Raw genomic sequence first — 17,782 nt, 5'->3', positions numbered from 1 at the left:
CCGGACGGTCAGGGACGACCGGGCGGCGTCGGCACCGCCGTGACGTGGGGCGGCAGGCCGGACACCTGCCACCCGTCGGCGTCGACCTCGAGCTCCAGCCGCGACCCGGCCAGCGGCACACCACCGACCCGGAACGGCAGCATCGCCTCGGGCAGGGCCGGTGCGAGCCCGAGGCGCCCGCACCGCAGGTCGGGGTGGAACCGCAGGAGGGTCCGCAGGAGCGAGACCGGCGTCGCCGCCGCCCACGCCTGCGGGGAGCACGACGTCGGGTAGGGCACGGGAGCCGGGAACTCGTCGCGGTCGAAGCCGCAGAACAGCTCCGGCAGACGGCCGCCGAACGCGCGGGCGGCATCGAGGATCCCGAGCGCCACCTGCTGGGCCTCGGCGACGAACCCGTAACGCATGAGTCCGGCGGCCACCAGCGCGTTGTCGTGTGGCCAGACCGACCCGGAGTGGTAGCCCATGGGGTTGTAGGCCCCCATGTCCGCAGCGAGCGTCCGGACACCGAACCCGGTCCACATCGTCTTCCCGACGAGTGCCCGGGCGACCTCCCCGGCCCGTTCCGGGGGCACGATGCCCGACCAGAGGCAGTGGCCGATGTTGCTGGTGAGCGCGTCCACGGGTTTCTTCTCGCCGTCGAGCGCCGTCGCGTACCACCCGCGGTCGGGCAGCCAGAAGCATTCGTCGAAGCGCTCGCGGAGCTCCGCCGCGCGTCGGCGGTGGTCGGTCGCGGTGGCGGGGTCGTCGACCGCCTCCGCGAGCTCGGCGCGCGCGCAGTGGGCTGCGTACACGTAGCCCTGCACCTCGGCCAGGGCGATCGGCGGCTCGGCGATCCGCCCGTTCGCCGCGGTGATCCCGTCGAACGAGTCCTTCCAGCCCTGGTTGACCAGCCCGCGGTCGGAGGCCCGTCGGTACTCCACGAACCCATCGCCGTCGCGGTCGCCGTGGTCGCGCGCCCAGGCCAGCGCCCGGTCCGCCGCCGGCAGCAGCTCGCGGAGCTCCGTCGTGGGGAGCCCCCAGCGGTGCAGCTCGCCCAGCAGCACGACGAACAGCGGGGTGGCGTCCACGGTGCCGTAGTAGGCGGAGGACCCCACCCGCCCGACGCTGCCCTCCCGCCCGCAGCGCACCTCGTGGACGATCCGGCCGGGTTCCTCCTCGGTGATCGGGTCGACCCGGGTGCCCTGCAGGTCGGCGAGCATGCGCAGGGTCCCCAGGGCGAGCTCCTGGTCCACCGGGAGCGCCATGAGGCTGGTGAGCAGCGAGTCGCGGCCGAAGAGCGCCATGAACCACGGGGCACCGGCCGCCACGACCCGACGGTCGGGGTGGGCGGGATCGGCGATCTGGAGCGCGCCGAGGTCCTCGGTGCTCGTGTGCAGGGTGGTCTCGAGCCCCGGGAAGGGCGACTCGGGCACCGGCGCCGACAGCCGCCAGCGGGCCATCCGCCGGGAGGCTTCGTGCTCCGGGCTCGCGTCGTCCGGCGAGGGCAGCGTGTCGTGCGGCCCGAGCGCGACCGCGACGGTCCAGCGGGTCCGCCACGTCGACCGGCCCGGGACGACGATCGTGTGCCGGAACGTCCCGCCGGCCGCCACCGGATCCCCGTCGCCCACCACCCGCATCCGCGAGCGGTGCGGGGAGGACGTGAGCACGAAGGTCACCCCGAGCCCGTCGTCCTCCGTCGCGATCCGGGGCCGGTGGTCGACCCGGCTCTCCTTGACCTCGAAGAGGTCGGCGAAATCGGCCTCCACCTCGAGTTCGACCGTCAACCCGGCCGCCTCCGCCGCCAGGTTGCGGATGGTCACCTCCTCCACCATCCCGTCGCCGACGCTACGGGTGCGTGCGACCAGGAGGGTGGCGTCCGCCCGCCCCGTCCGGGGTGGCGTCCGCCCGACGAACGTCGTCCGGAACCGCTCGCTCTCGAGGAGACCGAGCGGCTCGACGGGCGCACCGTCGATGCGCAGCCGCCAGCCGGACACGACGCGGGTGTCGTCGACGAAGAGACCCTGCACCCCGCCCGCGGTGATGTCCCCGCCCACGGCGGACAGCGAGAACGACGTCCCCGCGACCAGCGTCGTCGTGCCACCGTCGACGTCGACCCGCGGCGGGGCCTCGTTGGAGACCCCGCCGCCGGCCGCGGCGCCGTCGGCCGTCACGTCCGGGCGCGCCGTCGTGTCACCAACCGATAGATGCCGAGCAGGATCAGCGACCCGAGCAAGGCCAGGACCCATGTCCGGAGATCGAAGAAATCGCCCAGACCGGTGCCGAACAACGCCCGGCCGATAAACCCGCCGAGCAGGGCGCCCACGATCCCGATCAGGGTCGTCACGATCACGCCACCGGGGTCGTCGCCGGGCATGACCAGTTTGGCCAGTGCACCCACCACGAGTCCCAGGACGATCCACCCCAGAATGCCCATGACTGCTCCCTTGCTCTCGTGCCGCGATTCCGATGTGTCGGCGGAGTGTCGGCGGAGCGCCGGGAGGTGGGTCCCGGTCCGGCGTCCGCTCCGGACGTCCACGATGTGCCGCGCACACCCCGACCGTCGCGGTCCCGCCGGGTCGAGAACCCGCGTCCGCTCTCGTCCTGGCATGCGGGTTCGGAGGGTGCCGGCGAGAGGACTCCGGGCGGGCCGGCGCAAGGGCCGGGACCCCGCCAGGGGTCCTCTCGTTGGAACGTGCTCAGGGCTGGAAGACCGCGCGCACGCAGCCGTCCTCCTTGTTCTTGAACATGTCGTAGCCACGGGGGCCCTCGTCCAACGCCATGACGTGGGTCGCCAGGTGGCTGGTGGAGATCTCGCCGCGGGCGAGACGGTCGAGCAGCATCGGGAGGTACCGCTGCCCGTGCTGCTGGGCGCCCCGCAGGGTCAGCCCCTTGTTCATCAGCGCCCCGAGCGGGAACTTGTCGACCAGGCCGGCGAACACCCCGAGGGCGAACACCGACCCGCCCTTGCGGCAGGCCATGACCGCTTCGCGCATCGCGATCGGCCGGTCGTTCTCCAGCCGCAGCTGCTGCTTGACCTTGTCGTAGAGGTACTCGGGGCCGTTCGTGGCGGACTCCTGCCCGACGGCCTCGATACACACGTCCGGACCGCGGCCACCGGTCCGTTCCCGCAGCTCGGCCCCGACGTCGGTGGCGGTGTAGTCGATCGTCTCCGCCCCCACGTGCTGCTGGACCATCCCGAGCCGCTCGGGCAGCCGGTCGATGACGACGACCTGCTCGGCGCCGAGGAGCATGGCCGCGTGGGCGGCCATCTGGCCCACGCCGCCGGCGCCCCACACCGCGACGGTGTCGCCCGGCCCGACGCCGCCGAGGTGCGCGCCCATCCAGCCGGTGGGCAGACCGTCCGAGGCGAACAGGGCCGTGAGGTCGTCGACCTCCTCCGGGACGGTGAACGCACCGTGGTCGGCGAAGGGGACCCGCACGTACTCGGCGTGACTGCCCATGAAGCCGCCCATGGCGTGCGAGTAGCCGAAGATCCCGCCGGGATCCTGGCCCCACAGCCCCTGGGTGATCCCGGGGTTGGTGTTGGTGTTGTCGCACAACGACCAGAGGTCGTTGTCGCAGTACCAGCAGCTCCCGCAGCCGATGAACGAGACCACCACCACCCGGTCGCCCACGGAGTGCTTCGTGACCTCCGGGCCGACCTCGACGACCTCGCCCATGAACTCGTGCCCGATCACGTCGCCGGCCTCCATGGCCGGGATGTAGCCGTCGAGCAGGTGCAGGTCCGAGCCGCACGACGTCGTGTACCGGACCTTCACGATCACGTCGTGGGCGTTCTGGATCCGGGGATCGGGCACCCGCTCGACCGCGAGCCGGTTGACGCCCTCCCAGCACAAGGCCTTCACAGTCGCCCCTCTCCCCACGCCCGCGAGGTCACCGCGCGCAGCACCTGCCCGGCCGGTCCGGGATGGCTCGACCCCGGACGGGACGGTTGGACGACCTCGCCGCACTCGAGGACGGACTTCTGCTCGCGCAACGCCCCGCGGATCGCCCGGCGCAGGTCGACCGACCCGCCGTCGGGAGCCGTGGGGCGGGCCGCGAGCTCCGTGCCCTTGTCCCCCGGCGCCGGGCGGACGGTCACCTCGATCTCGTGCCGCATCCGGCTCAGCGGGCCCGTCCCGTCCACCGCGGTCCGGACGTCGTCCGGCGCCCGGTAGACGGTCACCTTCAACCACCGGCCGGAGCCCGTGTCGTCCTCGCCCGCGGGCCGGTCGGTGCGCCCGACCAACCCGAGGACCGTGTCGATCGCGCGCCCGGCCAGCGTCGCCGGGTCGATCACCGCTCTGCTCATCTGCTCGACCCCGGCCTCAGGAGCTCTGTCCGGGGTGCAGCACAACCTTGGTCCAGCCGTCCTCGCGGGCGTCGAAGTGCTTGTAGGCCTCCGCCGCCTGGTCGAGCGACAGGTCGTGCGAGACGATCCAGGACGGCGTGACCTTGTCCGCCGCGATGAGGTTGCGCAGGTGGCGGTTGTAGCGCTTCACCGGGCACTGGCCGGTGCCCATCTGCTGGCCCCGGAACCAGAAGTTCCCGAAGTCGAAGCGGGCCTTGCCCCGCTGGGACAGCTCGTCCGGGCCGCCCGGATCCTGCGGGACGAAGACGCCCACGGTGCCGATACCGCCGGTGAACCGCACCGAGGCGACCAGCTTGTTCAGCGTGTCGGCGTTGTCCTCGTGGCCCTGCGGGTCGTGCGCCTGGTAGCCCACGCACTCGCACCCGCGGTCCGCCCCACGACCGGTCGTCAGTTCCATCACCTGGTCGACGGGCGAACCCTTCGAGTCGTCGACGGGAACCGCACCGATCTGCTCGACGAGCCGCAGCCGGTCGGGATGCCGGTCGACCACCATCACCAGCGCGGCGCCCTTCGTGATCGCCGAGAGCGCGGCCATCTGCCCGACCGGGCCGCCGCCGTAGATGACGATGCTCTCCCCCGGCTTCAGCCCGGACATCTCCGTCGCGTGCCACCCGGTGGGGAAGATGTCGGACAGCATCACGTAGTCGTCCTGCTTGTCCCGGGCGTCCTCGGGCAGGCGCAGGCACTGGAAGTCGCCCCAGGGGACACGCAGGTACTCGGCCTGCCCGCCGGGCCACGGCCCCATGTCGGCGAACCCGTACGCCGCCCCGGCGATCCCCGGCTCGTTGGCCCGCAGGCAGTAGTTGGTGAGGCCGTGCTCGCAGTTCTCGCAGTGCCCGCAGCTGACGTTGAACGGGGCGGAGACCATGTCCCCGACCTGGACCTTGTCCACGGCGTCGCCGACCTCGACGACCTCCCCGAGGTTCTCGTGACCGAAGATCCGTCCCTGCTCGAAGTCGGTGCGCCCCTCGTACATGTGCAGGTCCGAGCCGCAGATGTTCGTCGCCGTGATGCGGACGAGGACGTCGGTGGGCCGCTCGATCCGGGCGTCGGGGACCTCGTCGACGCTGACCTGGCGGGGACCGTGGTAGACGACTGCCTTCATGGTCGTGTCCTTTCCGTGGGAGGGGTGGGTCAGGCGCCGGCGGGGGTCCGGGCGAACTGCCCGACGATCGCGGCACAGAAGGCGGCCATGTCCTGCGGACCGCGGCTGGTGGTGAACTGGCCGTCGACGCAGACCTCCTCGTCGACGACCTCGGCGCCGGCGTTGCGCAGATCGGTGCGGATGCTCGGCCACGACGTGAGCCGCCGCCCGCGGACGCAGTCGGCCTCCGCGAGCGTCCACGGGCCGTGGCAGATCGACGCGATCGGCTTGCCCGACTCGACGAAGGAGCGCACGAACGCGACCGCGTCGGCGTTCGTCCGGAGCTGGTCCGGGTTCATCGTGCCGCCGGGCAGGAGCAGGGCGTCGTAGTCGTCCACCGACGCCTGACCGACCTGGCGATCGACCGGGAAGGATCCGGCGGGATCGAGGTCGAACTGCCGGGCGGCGATCTCGCCGTCGTGGATCGACAGCAGTTCGGTCCGGGCGCCCGCTCCGTAGAGCGCCCCTCGCGGTGCCTCGAGCTCCACGCGCTCGACGCCGTCGGTGGCGAGGATCGCGACCGTGAGGCCGCGCAACTCGTCTGCCATGAAGGTCCTCCTGATGGTGGGCAGGAATCGTTCGTGGCCAGGAGTGGGCACGGCGGAGGGCCCGTAGACGGCGCGGCGACGGTTCCGGCCGCGCGGGCGGACGGCGCCGCGGCGATTTCGTCCCACCGGGTCGAGGTGGACCCGCATCTCCCCGCGGACGCGCGAGGACTAGGGCCGCTCCCCCACGTACGTCCCCGTGACCCGGAACCGGAGCCCCGGCTCGGCGTACTGCTCGATCGCGTGGGCGACCCACCCGACGGTGCGGGCGACCGCGAAGATCGCCTCCCCGGCGTCGGGCCGCATCCCGTGCGCGTGCATCACCGCCGCCAGGCCGAGATCGACGTTCGGGAACATCCCCGCCCGACCGGCGACCTGGGTGGCGAGTTCGCCGACCAGGGCTGCCTCGCGGGTGCCGGCGATCGTCCCCAGCAGCACGTCGGTGCGCGGGTCCCGCCCGCGGTAGATCGTGTGCCCGAACCCCGGCAGCCGCTCCCCCGCACGCAGGCGGTCGGCGACCGCGCGGACCGGGTCGTCGAGGGCCTCGCCGAGGAACCGGTACGCGGCGGTCGACGCCGTCCCGTGCACCGGACCGTCCAGCCCCCCGAGCCCGGCCGACACCACCGCGTAGGGGTGGGCCCGGGTGCTCGCGGCGACCCGGGCGGCCAGGGTCGACGCCGCGAGACCGTGGTCGGCGAGCAGCACGAGGGCGGTGCGCAGGACGTCCGGTGGCTCGGGCCGGTCCGACAGCGCGGGCCACAGGCCGCCGAGGACCGCCGTCATGCCGCGCCAGCACCGCAGCCCCGTCGTCGCGGCGGCCGCGAGGTCGAAGCGCCACGGGTCGCTGGGGGCGAGCGCGGCCACGGCGAGGCGCAGGCGGTCCACCGGGCGCGGGTCGCCGGGCATGCCCGCCACCAGCCCGCGCACCGTGGCGACCACCGCCTCGTCGGGATCGGCCTCGGGCAGCGGTGCGTCGAGGTCGCCGAGCCAGAGCAGCGCCGCGACCCGGTCCGGCGTCTCCGTGCGCGCGAGGTCGACGAGCCGGTGACCCCGAACGACCACGTCGTCCGCCTCGACCAGCGTCAGGCGCGTCGTGATCGTCTCCGCGACCCCGGCCGGCCGGCGCCCGCGGCCGGCCACCAGCGCGTCCACCTCGTCGGCGTCGAAGGTGCTCGGCCGCCCGCCGACGCCCCGGGTGGAGGTGAGCAGCCCGCGGCTGACGTAGGCGTACAGCGTCTCGGGCTTGACCCCGAGCCGCGCGGCGGCCTCGCGGGTCGTCAACGTCCGCACCCGTTGACGCTATCAAGATTGACGACATTGATCGATCGGCGCAGCGTTCTCGTCATGACATCGACACTCGACCTCCCTGCCGGGCTCCGCGGGGTCGTCGTCAGCGACACCGCGATCGGCGACGTCCTCGGCGCCGAGGGCACCTACCACTACCGGGGCCACCCGGCGGTCGACCTGGCCCGCACGGTCTCCTTCGACGAGGCCGCCACCCTCGTCCTCGACGGGCTCCTTCCCGACGACGGGGGTGCGGGCTTCCGCGCCGAGCTCGCCGACCACCGCGCGCTCCCCGCCGCGGTGGCGGCCGTGCTGCCCACGGTGGCGGGCGCCGGTGCCCGGTTCGACGCGCTGGCGGGCCTGCGCGCCGCGCTCTGCGTCCTGGCGGAGGCCGACGGACAGCAGCCGACCTGGGGCGCGACCCCGGCCCGTCGTCGGGACGACGCCCTGCGGGTGGTGGCGGTGACCCCGACGGTCCTCGCCGCCCTGTGGCGCCGCCGACAGGGTCTCGAGCCCGTCGCGCCGCGGGACGACCTGCACGGCGGCGCGGCGTGGCTGTGGGCGCTGCACGGGACGGAGCCGGACCCGGCGGCGGCCGCGGCGGTGGAGCGCTACCTCGTCGCGACGATCGACCACGGGTTCAACGCCTCCACGTTCACGGCGCGGGTCGCGGCGTCGGCCGGCACCGACGTCGCGTCCGCGGTCGTGGCCGCGATCGGCACCTTCGTCGGCCCGCTGCACGGCGGCGCGCCGGACCGGGCGCTGGAGGCCCTCGACGAGATCAGGTCCCCGGACCGCATCGAGCCCTACGTGCGGGCGAAGCTCGCCGCCGGCGACCGGATCATGGGCTTCGGGCACGCCGTCTACCGGACGGCCGACCCGCGCGCCGTGCTGCTGCGGGAGGTGGCCGAGCGCACCGGCGGGCCGCTGGCCGAGCTGGCAGCGCTGACCCAGGACCGCACCGAGGCGCTGCTCGCCGAGCACCGCCCGGGCCGCGACCTGCGGGTGAACGTCGAGTTCTGGGCCGGCGTGGTGATGGCGCAGGCCGGAATCCCCCGCGATATGTTCACGCCGACGTTCGCGGTGAGCCGGGTCGTCGGCTGGTGCGCGCACGTGCTCGAGCAGACGCGCAGCTCGACGATCATCCGGCCGTCGGCGCGCTATGTGGCTGCGCCAGGTGAGCAGAAAGTGGGGCTATAGCCCCACTTTCTGCGCACATGCTTGCCCGTTTACGGGCAAACACCTGGCCTGAATCGTCGAAGCCGGGCAGTCTCGTCGGCATGGACCCCGAGCTGGTGCGCCACGTGGCCGCCTCGACGGGTCTGCCCGGTCCGGTCGCCGCGCGCGTGGTGGCCGACGTCGTCGCCTACTACTCGGAGACCACCGAGGAGTTCGTGCGGCGACGCCACCGGGAGCTGCAGGCCCGCGACCGGCGCAACGCCGAGATCTGGGCGGTGATCGCGTCGGAGCTCGTGGCGCGCCCCGTCCGGGCCGGCGAGGTCAGCGAGCGGCAGCTGCGGCGGATCGTCTACGGCTGAGGCTTCAGGGGGCAGGAACATGTGCGGCATCGTGGGCTACGTCGGCAACCGACCGGCGGCGCGGATCCTCGTCGACGGGCTCGCCCGGCTCGAGTACCGCGGCTACGACAGCGCCGGGATCGCCGTCGTGCACCGCAAGGCGCTCCGGACGACGAAGGCGGTCGGCCGGGTGGACGACCTCCGGACGAAGGTCGGGAACGACCCGTCGTCGGGACGGACCGGCATCGCGCACACGCGGTGGGCGACGCACGGCGAGCCGAGCGAGCGCAACGCCCACCCGCACACCGACGCCGCGGGGCGGATCGCGGTGGTGCACAACGGCATCGTCGAGAACGCCGAGGAGCTGCGGGCGAAGCTGATCGCGGACGGGGTGACCCTGGCCAGCGACACCGACACCGAGGTCCTCCCCCACCTCATCGCCCAGGCCGTGGAGCAGCAGGACACGCTGGAGGCGGCGGTCCGCGAGGCGCTGCGCACGGTCGAGGGCACGTACGGGCTCGTGGTGCTGGACGCCCGTCGTCCGGACGAGCTGGTGGTCGCGCGCAACGGCAGCCCGATCGTGCTGGGGCTCGGCGACGGCGAGATGTTCGTGGCGAGCGACGTCGCGGCGCTGGTCCGGCACACCCGGCAGGTCGTGTTCCTCGCCGACGGCGAGATCGCGACGATCACCGCGACCGGGTACGAGGGCTCGCGCCTGGGCCCGCCCACCACCGTGGAGGTCGGCGACGACGACTACGACCTGGACGGGCACCCGGACTTCCTGTCCAAGGAGATCCACGAGCAGCCCGCGGCGCTGCGGCGGGTCCTGGCGGGCCGGCTGGACACCCGATTCGCGACCTCCCGGCTCGACGGCCTGCGCCTCGACCCGCGCGAGCTGCGCGGGATCCGGCGCGTGACGTTCCTGGGCTGCGGGTCGGCGCACTACGCCGGGCAGATGGGGGCGGCGCTGGTCGAGGAGCTCGCCCGCGTCCCCGCCGACGCGGAGCAGGCCAGCGAGTTCCGCTACCGCAACCCGCTGGTCGACCCGGACACGCTCTACGTCGCGGTCAGCCAGTCCGGCGAGACGATCGACACCCTGGCCGCGGTCGAGGAGCTGCAGCGCAAGGGCGGGCGGGTCGTCGGCTGCGTGAACGTCATCGGGTCGGCGATCGCGCGGCAGTGCGGGGCCGGCATGTTCATCCACGCCGGGCCGGAGGTCAGCGTCGCCTCGACGAAGGCGTTCAGCTCCATGACGACGTCGTTCGCCCTGCTCGCGCTGCTCCTCGGCCGGGTCCGCGACCTGTCGGCCGCGCACGGGACGCGACTGGTGGAGGGGCTGCGGCGGCTCCCCGACGCGGTGGCCGAGGCCCTGACGGTGGAGGACGAGATCGCGGCGGTCGCCCGGCGCTACGCCGACGCGCGGTCGATGTTCTTCCTGGGTCGGGTGCGGGGGTCCGCGGTGGCCCGCGAGGGCGCACAGAAGCTCAAGGAGATCTCCTACGTACACGCCGAGGCCTACGCGGCCTCGGAGCTCAAGCACGGCCCGCTGGCGCTGGTCGACGCGACGATGCCGTGCGTGATCGTCGTGCCCGACGACGAGCTCGTGTCGAAGAACATCTCGACGATCGAGCAGGTCAAGGCCCGGGGCGGCCCCGTCATCGCGGTGACCAACGCCGACCTCCCCGAGGGGCTCGCCGACGCCGTGATCCGCGTGCCCTCGGTGGAGCCGGAGCTCGACCCGATCCTGCTCGGCGTGCCGCTCCAGCTGTTCGCGTACCACTGTGCCGCGGTGCTCGGCCGTGACATCGACAAGCCGCGCAACCTGGCGAAGTCGGTGACCGTGGAGTAGGAGGTGGCCTGCGGCCCCGTGAGTACTCATCCGTGTTCTGGCACGGACAAGTACTCACAGGCGCGTCAACGCACCTCGAGCCGCAGCTGCCCGTCGAGGACCACCTCGGAGCCGTCCCGCACCGCGCCGGCCACGATCCGTCGCGAGAGCGGGCGCTCCACCTCGCGCGCCACGACCTGCCGCAACCCGCGGGCCCCCGACGCCGGGTCGGCGCGGGAGGCGAGCGCGGCGAGCGCCGCGGGCTCGACCGTGAGCGTGACGCCCTGCGCCGCGAGGCGTTCCCGGGTGGTGTCGAGCGCGAGCCCGACCACCCGGGCGAGCAGGTCCGGGGTCAGCCGGCGGAAGAGCACGATGTCGTCGATCCGACCGAGCAGCTCGGGGCGCAGCGAGCGCCGCAGCACCCGCAGCACCGGCTCGCGCGCGAGCTCGGGATCGTCGACGATCTTCAGCTCGGCCGCGGCGAGGTTCGACGTCATGATGAGGACGGTGTCGGCGAAGCTCACGGTCCGGCCGTGGGAGTCGGTGAGGCGCCCGGCGTCGAGGACCCCGAGCAGCACCGCCACGACGTCGGCGTGCGCCTTCTCGATCTCGTCGAACAGCACCACCGACGCCGGGTGCCGCCGGACGGCCTCGGCGAGCTCGCCGGGCCGGTCGTGGCCGACGTACCCGGGGGGCGCGCCGGTCAGCCGCGACACGGTGTGCGCCTCGCCGAACTCGGCCATGTCGAAGCGGATCAGCTCGGAGCCGAGCGCGTCGGCCAAGGCCCGCGCCAGCTCGGTCTTCCCGACCCCAGTCGGCCCCACGAACAGCATCGCCCCGTGCGGGCGCTCCGGATCGGCGAGCCCCGCCCGGCCGGCGAGCACCGTGTCGACGACGGTGTCCACCGCCCCGTCCTGCCCCACGACCCGGGCCCGCAGGCGCGTGTCGAGCTCGAGCAGGCGGGTGCGGTCGTCCTCGGTGAGGTCGGCGACCGGGATCCCCGTCAGGTCGGCGACCACCCGCGCCACGTCGTCGACGCCCACCGTCGGGTGCCCCTCGGGGTCCTGCATCCGGACCCGCGCCGACGCGCGGTCGAGCGCGTCGATCGCCTTGTCGGGGAGGAAGCGGTCCCGGACGTGGCGGGCGGTCAGCTCCACCGCCGCGCGCCGGGTGGCCGGGGGCAGCACCACCCCGTGGTGCGCCTCGTAGCCCGGCGCGAGCCCGTCGAGGATCGTGATCGTCTGCGCCGGGCTCGGCTCGGGCACGTCGACGGCGGCGAACCGCCGGGCGAGGGCGGCGTCGGGCTCGACGTGCCGCCGGTACTCGGCGGTGGTGGTCGCCCCGACGAGCCGCAGCTCCCCGCGGGCCAGGGCCGGCTTGAGGATCCCGGCCGCGTCCATCGGCGACTCCTGCGCAGAGCCCGCCCCGACGATCGCGTGCAGCTCGTCGACGAACAGGATCGTGTCCGGGTGCGAGGCCTCGGCGACCAGGGCCGTCAGCCGCTGCTCGAACTCGCCCCGGTACTTCGTCCCCGCCACCATGCCCGAAAGGTCGACCGACACCACGCGGGTGTCCCGGATGGCCGCGGGCACCTCGCCCGCCGCGATCCGCGCGGCCAGCGCCTCGACGATCGCGGTCTTCCCGACGCCGGGCTCCCCCAGCAGTACCGGGTTGTTCTTGCTCCGCCGCGCGAGGATCTCGACGACCTGCGAGAGCTCGTCGTCCCGCCCGAACACCGGGTCGAGCCGGCCCGCCCGGGCGTCCGCGGTCAGGTCCCGGCCGTGCCGGTCGAGCGTGGGGGTGCGCCGCGAGGGCCTTCCCGACGGCGGGTCCTGCCGGGGCGCGTCCCAGCGGTCGTCGCGGCGGTCGCCCCCTCGGTCGTCGCGCCGGTCGTCGCGGTCCGGCCCGTCGAAGCCGCCGAAGAGCGTGCCCAGGTCGAGGTCGACCAGTCGTCCGAGGAGGTCCTCGAACAGCGGACCCGGGCCGGGGTCCTCCCGGCGCCCTCCCCCGTCGCTCCGCTCGCCCGATCGGGTGCGGTCCTGGTCAGCCATGACCCCATTGTGCGCGTCCGTCGGCGGTGCCCCGGCCCGAATCCGGTGTCGCGCCCGGCCGCGCGGGAGTAGGAAGTCGCGTGTGGGCACTCTCGCGCTCTACACCTTCGGCCTGCTCGACCCGGCCGCCGAGCCGACCGCCATGGCCGACTTCGCCCGCCGGGGCGCCGAGATCTACCGCGCCGTCGTACGCGCGCGGGGCTTCCTCGGGCGGGGCGATGCCCACCGTGACGACGACGAGGGCCGCTGGGGCGCGTACGCCCTCCCCCTGGGGCTCCCGGACTTCGCGGGACACGACCCGCAGGTCCACATCGCGACGTTGAGCCGCTGGCAGGACGTCGCCACCGCCCGGCAGTTCGTCTACGCCGGCCTGCACCGCGAGGCCCTGCGCCTGCGCCACGACTGGTTTTTCCGGGGCCCGTGGCCCGGCCACGTCCTCTGGACCATCGAGGACGGTGCCCGCCCCTGCTGGGCCGACGGCGTCGCGCGGCTCGAGGCGCTCGCCCACGACGGTGAGTCGGCCGAGCACTTCACCTTCGGGTCGCCCTGGGCACGGGCCTGACCCGGCCTGGTCGTCGTCGGGCAGCCATGTTGTCGAGAGCCGCGAGCAGCCGAGCGACGGCCGATCGCCGTCGAGACTCAGTACTGCTGGACCGACTCCACGCCCGGCAGTCCGCGGACGGTGTCGGCGAAGGCGTCGCACTCGTCGGTGGTGAGGGCGACGGTGCAGGTGATGCTCGTGCAGGAGACGCCCTCGTGGACGTCGACCGCGAAGTCCGGGATCCGGTAGCCCAGCTCGCAGAGCGAGGACGCGAGCGTCATGACGCCGGACATCCCACCGGTGGTGACCATCGTGAACGGGCGGGGCAGGCGCGAGGCGCGACGGCCGGGTCCGTTGACGGCCCGCTCGATGGCGGCGGCGGGGATGCGGGCGGGCTCGAGCGTGGTCATGACGACTCTCCTGGACGTGCTGGGATCCGCTGTCTGGAATCCGAGCCAGGTCTCGGGAGTCGTACTCTCGGGCTCACGGCGGCGCGCCGTGGTGTGCGCGCCGGGAGCCTGGCTCACCCGACGCGCTGGGGTACTACCTCTGCCCGCGCGATCATGACGGTGATGTTACTCAGACCACGTGGGTGTGCAACTCCGGGGCGGCGTGTCCGCCCCGGAGCCGCCGATCAGGTCATGACGATCCCGCCGTCGATGATCCCGGCCTGCCCCGTCATGTAGTCCGCGTCCGGACCGGCCAGGTAGGAGACGTACCCCGCGACGTCCTGCGGGGTCTGCGGGCGTCCGAGGGCGATCAGCTGCGAGTACTGCGCGAACGCCTCGCCCTTCCCGGTCCCGAGGTAGCCGCCGAGCCCGGCGTCGATCTCCTCCCACATCGTCGTGTCGACGATGCCCGGGCAGTAGGCGTTCACGGTGATGCCGTGACCCGCCAGTTCCTTCGCCGCGGCCTGGGTGAGCGCCCGGACCCCGAACTTGGACGCCGAGTAGTGCCCGAGGTGGTCGAAGCCCTGGTGCCCGGCGATCGACGACGCGGAGATGATCTTGCCTCCGCGACCCTGCTCGATCATCGTCTCCGCGGCGGCCTGCAGACACCACAGGACGCCGCCGACGTTGACGGCGAGCATGCGCTGCAGGTCCTCCGGCGTGACCTCGAGCAGCGTCTTGACCTGGGCGATCCCGGCGTTGGCCACCATGACGTCGAGGCCGCCGAACGCCTCCCGGGTGGCGGCGACCAGCGCAAAGCACGCGTCGCGGTCGGAGACGTCGGCGGCCTGCGCGGCCGCCCGTCCGCCGGCCTCGGTGATGGCCGCGGCGGTGCGCTCCGCGGTGGCCCCGTCGATGTCGGAGACCATGACGGCGAGCCCGTCCGCGGCGAGCCGCCGGGCGATCGCCTCGCCGATGCCCCGGCCCGCGCCGGTGACGACCGCCGTCCTCGTGCCCGGCGCGCTCACGGGTGCACCAGGATCTTGACGTTGGACTCCTTGTGGTCGATCAGCTCCCGGAAGCCCTGGTCGACGATGTCCTCCAGCGCGATGCGCCCGGTGATGAACTGGTCCACGTCCACCGTCCCGCTGCGGATCAGCTCGATGACCTCGGCGTGCCGGTTCGCGTAGGCGAGCGAACCGACGAGGTTGATCTCGGAGAACACCAGCGAGTTGACGTCGAAGGTGGCCGGGTGGCCCCAGATCGACACGTTGACGCAGGTCCCGCCCGGCCGCGTGGACGCGACGGCGGCGGCGAGCACCTGGTCTACACCCGCGCACTCGAAGGTCACGTCGGCGCCGCGGCCGCCGGTGAGCTCGCGGATCGCGTCGGGGACGTCGACCTCGGTCGGGTCGAGCACGTGGTCGGCGCCCGCCCCGGGGGCCTTCGCCTTCCGGGCGTCCGCCGGCTCCACGACGATGACCTGCCCCGCACCCGTGGCGCGCAGCGCGGCCGCCGTCACGAGCCCGATCGGGCCGGAGCCGAAGACCGCCGCCGTCCCGCCCCGCTCGAGCCCGGAGAGCTTCGCGGCGTGGTAGCCGACGGCCAGCGGCTCGACCAGGGCCCCCTGCTCGGCGGTGAGACCGTCGATGCGGTGCGCCCAGCGCGCGTCGACGACCATCTTCTCGGCGAACCCGCCCTGGTCGCCGTCGAGGCCGATGAAGCCGAGCTGACGGCAGGTGTTGTAGCGACCGTCGCGGCAGGCGACGCACGTGCCGCAGACGTCGTAGGGCTCGACCACCACCCGGTCGCCCTCGGACAGCCCGGTGACGCCCTCCCCCACCTCGGCCACCACGCCCGAGAACTCGTGGCCGAGGGTGATCGGCACGGCGCCGCCGGTCAGCGGGTGCGGTGCGGCGCTCGTCGGCGCGAAGATCGGCCCGTCGAGGTACTCGTGCAGGTCGGTGCCGCAGATGCCGCACCACTCGACGGCCACCTGGATCTGGCCGGCAGTGGGATGCGGCTCGGGGATGTCCTCGATGCGGACGTCACCGCGGCCGTGGAAGCGGGCAGCTCTCATGCGGTCCTCCTCGTTCGGGATGGGCCCATCCCACGGGAGTGACCGGGGTCACGGCGACCGTTGCAGCGGTGTTGCAGGTCCGAGCAGCCCGTTCATGACGTCGGGAGGGGGCACCTCGACCCCGACGCCGGGGGCGATCCGGTAGGGCCGGGCGACCACCAGGTTCCCCAGCACCCGGCGCAGCCGCGAGAGCTCGGCCCGCACCGTCACCAGGTGGTCGGCGTCGTCGTAGAGCGCCCGGCTCAGGGCCGCGGCGTCCAGTCCCGTCGACCCGGCCCGCATGAGCAGCGCGAGGATCTGCAGGTGGCGCCGCGACAGCGTGTGCCGCCACGTCTCCCGGCCCTCGACGACCGCCGCCGGCGGCTCGGCGGTGAGGTCGAGCCGCAGGCGCGTCGACCCCTCGCCGCCGACCGGGTGCAGCAGCCACCCGCCGGGCACGGGCTCCGGCAGACAGGCACCGAGGCCGTGCACCAGCAGCACCTCCCCCGCCCGCGGCGCCGCGACCCGGTCGCGCGGCGGGAGCCCCGTCGCTCCGGCGACCCACCCGTGGTCGTCGACCACGAGGGCCGGGCCGCGACTGCGGGCGAGCAGGGGTGCCGCGACCGATCGCAGCGAGTCGAGGCGCTGCTCGTGCTGGGCCCAGAGGCCGGACTCGGCCAACCGGACGGCGGTGTGCACGAGCGCGACCGTGGTCGGGTGCACGGTCGGCGCGGGACCGGAGAGGTCGACGACGCCGAGCATCTCGCCGGTCCGCGGGTCGTGGATCGGGCTCGCCGTGCAGGTCCAGGGGTGCTGCGCCCGGGCGAAGTGCTCGGCGGAGAACAGCTGCACCGCGGCGTGCTCGGCGAGGGCGGTGCCGATGGCGTTGGTGCCGACCGACTCCTCGGTCCAGTCGGCGCCCGGCGAGAACCCGAGGCCCTCCGCGAGCCGGGCGACCCGGCTCGCGCCCTCCCGCCACAGCACGAAGCCGTCCGCGGCGGTGATCACCATGATGTGCTCGGCGTCCTCGGCGACCGCCGTCAGGCTCGCCCGCAGCTGCGGCAGGACCCCGGAGATGGGCGACTCGGCGCGGCGCCGCTCGACGACCTCCGGCCCGGCCGGGTCGGGCAGCGACCGGACGTCGGGGGTGACGCCGAGCGCGAGCATGCGGTCCCACGAGCGGGACACGACGCGGCGCAGGCCCGTCGTCACGCGGGACCCGGAGAGCCGGGCGTCGTGGGCCTGGTGGAGCAGGCGCGCGTGCTGCCGGAGGTCCGTACTCCGCGTCACCGCGCAGACGCCGTCGTCCACCACGTGCACCTCCTGTGGTCTGCAGCATAACCGGGCGCGTGGTCCCGCTGACAGTTCTCGACGGCGGGTCCGGCCGGGCTGGGGCAGGCTCGCGGCGTGGACGTGCGGCGCGCGGTGGTGGAGGACACGGGGTCGATGGCCGGGGTGATCGCCGCGGTGGCCCCGGAGGACACCCTCGGCGCCCAGCCCCCGGTCGACGTCGAGGGGCGGGCGCAGGGGTTCCGGGAGCTGATCGCCGGGTCGGGCGCGGCGTGGGTCCTGGTCGAGGCCGGCGCGGTGCTCGGGTACGTGTCGCTGACGCCGCGCACCCGTGGGGTGTTCGGCCTCGGCATGGCGATCGTGCCCGCCGGGCGCGGACGTGGGGGTGGACGTGCGCTGGTCGAGGCGGCCCTCGGGTGGGCGCGGTTGTCCGACGCGCACAAGGTCGACCTCGAGGTGTGGCCGGACAACGCCCGCGCGATCGCGCTCTACGCGGCGACCGGGTTCGTGGTCGAGGGGCTCCGCGACCGGCACTACCTCCGGGCCGACGGGACGTTGCGCTCGTCGTTGATCATGGCCTGCCGGGTCGACTGAGGCGCCGCCCGGTGGCGAGGTCCACACCATGCAGCTCCCCGGGCCCGCCGGGATGCCTCACGTACACCTCGCCGAGCGGCCGGCTGACCGGATGCGCCCGCCCCGCCGCGAGGTTTACGCCATGCAGGTCTCGCGGCCTGCTGGGATGCCTCACGTGCACCTCGGGAAGCGCGGGTGACCCGGGACCGC

General features: G+C 74.0%; 17 protein-coding genes. 5 read left to right on the top strand and 12 right to left on the bottom strand.

The features are described from left to right. Window positions 1-8 precede the first annotated feature (8 nt). From BJ983_RS06915 to BJ983_RS06885, 7 genes are all read right to left on the bottom strand, one after another. On the bottom strand, window positions 9-2,150 hold the full coding sequence (locus tag BJ983_RS06915; RefSeq protein ID WP_179793146.1) for a glycogen debranching N-terminal domain-containing protein: 2,142 nt from the start codon (window positions 2,148-2,150) through the stop codon (window positions 9-11). Then, complete coding sequence (locus tag BJ983_RS06910) at window positions 2,147-2,413, bottom strand: GlsB/YeaQ/YmgE family stress response membrane protein (RefSeq protein ID WP_179793145.1); 267 nt, start codon at window positions 2,411-2,413, stop codon at window positions 2,147-2,149. The genes BJ983_RS06915 and BJ983_RS06910 overlap by 4 nt, the downstream gene beginning before the upstream one ends. A gap of 262 nt (window positions 2,414-2,675) precedes the next feature. After that, window positions 2,676-3,845 (bottom strand): alcohol dehydrogenase catalytic domain-containing protein, encoded by a 1,170-nt coding sequence (locus BJ983_RS06905; protein ID WP_179793144.1) that lies wholly within the window; start codon window positions 3,843-3,845, stop codon window positions 2,676-2,678. Continuing rightward, window positions 3,842-4,291: a hypothetical protein gene (locus BJ983_RS06900; protein WP_179793143.1), complete on the bottom strand. Its 450-nt coding sequence runs from the start codon at window positions 4,289-4,291 to the stop codon at window positions 3,842-3,844. The genes BJ983_RS06905 and BJ983_RS06900 overlap by 4 nt, the downstream gene beginning before the upstream one ends. Window positions 4,292-4,307: 16 nt before the next feature. Further along, window positions 4,308-5,456, bottom strand: a complete 1,149-nt coding sequence (locus BJ983_RS06895) for a glutathione-independent formaldehyde dehydrogenase (protein WP_179793142.1) — start codon at window positions 5,454-5,456, stop codon at window positions 4,308-4,310. A gap of 29 nt (window positions 5,457-5,485) precedes the next feature. Then, entirely contained in the window at window positions 5,486-6,043 is a 558-nt protein-coding gene (locus tag BJ983_RS06890) for a type 1 glutamine amidotransferase domain-containing protein (RefSeq protein WP_179793141.1), read from the bottom strand. Between the two features lie 168 nt (window positions 6,044-6,211). Further along, window positions 6,212-7,330 carry a citrate/2-methylcitrate synthase gene (locus BJ983_RS06885; protein WP_179793140.1) on the bottom strand — a complete coding sequence of 373 codons (1,119 nt, stop codon included), beginning with the start codon at window positions 7,328-7,330 and terminating at the stop codon, window positions 6,212-6,214. Window positions 7,331-7,384: 54 nt separating this feature from the next. Between BJ983_RS06885 and BJ983_RS06880 the strand changes: the two genes are divergently transcribed. The 3 genes from BJ983_RS06880 to glmS all read left to right on the top strand — a co-directional run bounded on the left by BJ983_RS06880 (window position 7,385) and on the right by glmS (window position 10,690). Further along, window positions 7,385-8,524 (top strand): citrate/2-methylcitrate synthase, encoded by a 1,140-nt coding sequence (locus BJ983_RS06880; protein ID WP_179793139.1) that lies wholly within the window; start codon window positions 7,385-7,387, stop codon window positions 8,522-8,524. An 80-nt stretch (window positions 8,525-8,604) separates the two neighbouring features. Then, complete coding sequence (locus tag BJ983_RS06875; RefSeq protein WP_179793138.1) at window positions 8,605-8,862, top strand: hypothetical protein; 258 nt, start codon at window positions 8,605-8,607, stop codon at window positions 8,860-8,862. A gap of 19 nt (window positions 8,863-8,881) precedes the next feature. Continuing rightward, window positions 8,882-10,690 (top strand): glutamine--fructose-6-phosphate transaminase (isomerizing), encoded by a 1,809-nt coding sequence (glmS, locus tag BJ983_RS06870; RefSeq protein ID WP_179793137.1) that lies wholly within the window; start codon window positions 8,882-8,884, stop codon window positions 10,688-10,690. 65 nt (window positions 10,691-10,755) lie between these two features. Here glmS and BJ983_RS06865 read toward each other — a convergent pair whose 3' ends face one another. Continuing rightward, window positions 10,756-12,720 (bottom strand): AAA family ATPase, encoded by a 1,965-nt coding sequence (locus BJ983_RS06865; RefSeq protein WP_179793136.1) that lies wholly within the window; start codon window positions 12,718-12,720, stop codon window positions 10,756-10,758. Window positions 12,721-12,802: 82 nt separating this feature from the next. On the opposite strand from BJ983_RS06865, the gene BJ983_RS06860 reads away from it, so the two are divergent. Next, complete coding sequence (locus tag BJ983_RS06860) at window positions 12,803-13,282, top strand: DUF3291 domain-containing protein (RefSeq protein ID WP_179793135.1); 480 nt, start codon at window positions 12,803-12,805, stop codon at window positions 13,280-13,282. A gap of 77 nt (window positions 13,283-13,359) precedes the next feature. On the opposite strand, the gene BJ983_RS06855 is transcribed toward BJ983_RS06860, so the two are convergent. The 4 genes from BJ983_RS06855 to BJ983_RS06840 form a co-directional block, all read right to left on the bottom strand. After that, the gene (locus tag BJ983_RS06855) at window positions 13,360-13,671 is read right to left on the bottom strand and encodes a hypothetical protein (protein WP_179793134.1); all 312 of its coding nucleotides are present in this window, start codon (window positions 13,669-13,671) and stop codon (window positions 13,360-13,362) included. A 224-nt stretch (window positions 13,672-13,895) separates the two neighbouring features. Beyond that, window positions 13,896-14,678 carry an acetoin reductase gene (locus BJ983_RS06850; protein ID WP_179793133.1) on the bottom strand — a complete coding sequence of 261 codons (783 nt, stop codon included), beginning with the start codon at window positions 14,676-14,678 and terminating at the stop codon, window positions 13,896-13,898. Continuing rightward, on the bottom strand, window positions 14,675-15,730 hold the full coding sequence (locus BJ983_RS06845) for a 2,3-butanediol dehydrogenase (RefSeq protein ID WP_179793132.1): 1,056 nt from the start codon (window positions 15,728-15,730) through the stop codon (window positions 14,675-14,677). Before BJ983_RS06845 ends, BJ983_RS06850 begins: the two co-directional genes overlap by 4 nt. Before the next feature lie 48 nt (window positions 15,731-15,778). After that, window positions 15,779-17,023, bottom strand: a complete 1,245-nt coding sequence (locus tag BJ983_RS06840) for a helix-turn-helix domain-containing protein (protein WP_343053821.1) — start codon at window positions 17,021-17,023, stop codon at window positions 15,779-15,781. Window positions 17,024-17,116: 93 nt separating this feature from the next. Between BJ983_RS06840 and BJ983_RS06835 the strand changes: the two genes are divergently transcribed. Beyond that, window positions 17,117-17,593: a GNAT family N-acetyltransferase gene (locus tag BJ983_RS06835; RefSeq protein ID WP_179793131.1), complete on the top strand. Its 477-nt coding sequence runs from the start codon at window positions 17,117-17,119 to the stop codon at window positions 17,591-17,593. Window positions 17,594-17,782: the final 189 nt, after the last annotated feature.

It is taken from the genome of Actinomycetospora corticicola, assembly GCF_013409505.1.
Classification (GTDB): domain Bacteria; phylum Actinomycetota; class Actinomycetes; order Mycobacteriales; family Pseudonocardiaceae; genus Actinomycetospora; species Actinomycetospora corticicola.
This window is presented reverse-complemented; position numbering and strand designations above follow the sequence as displayed.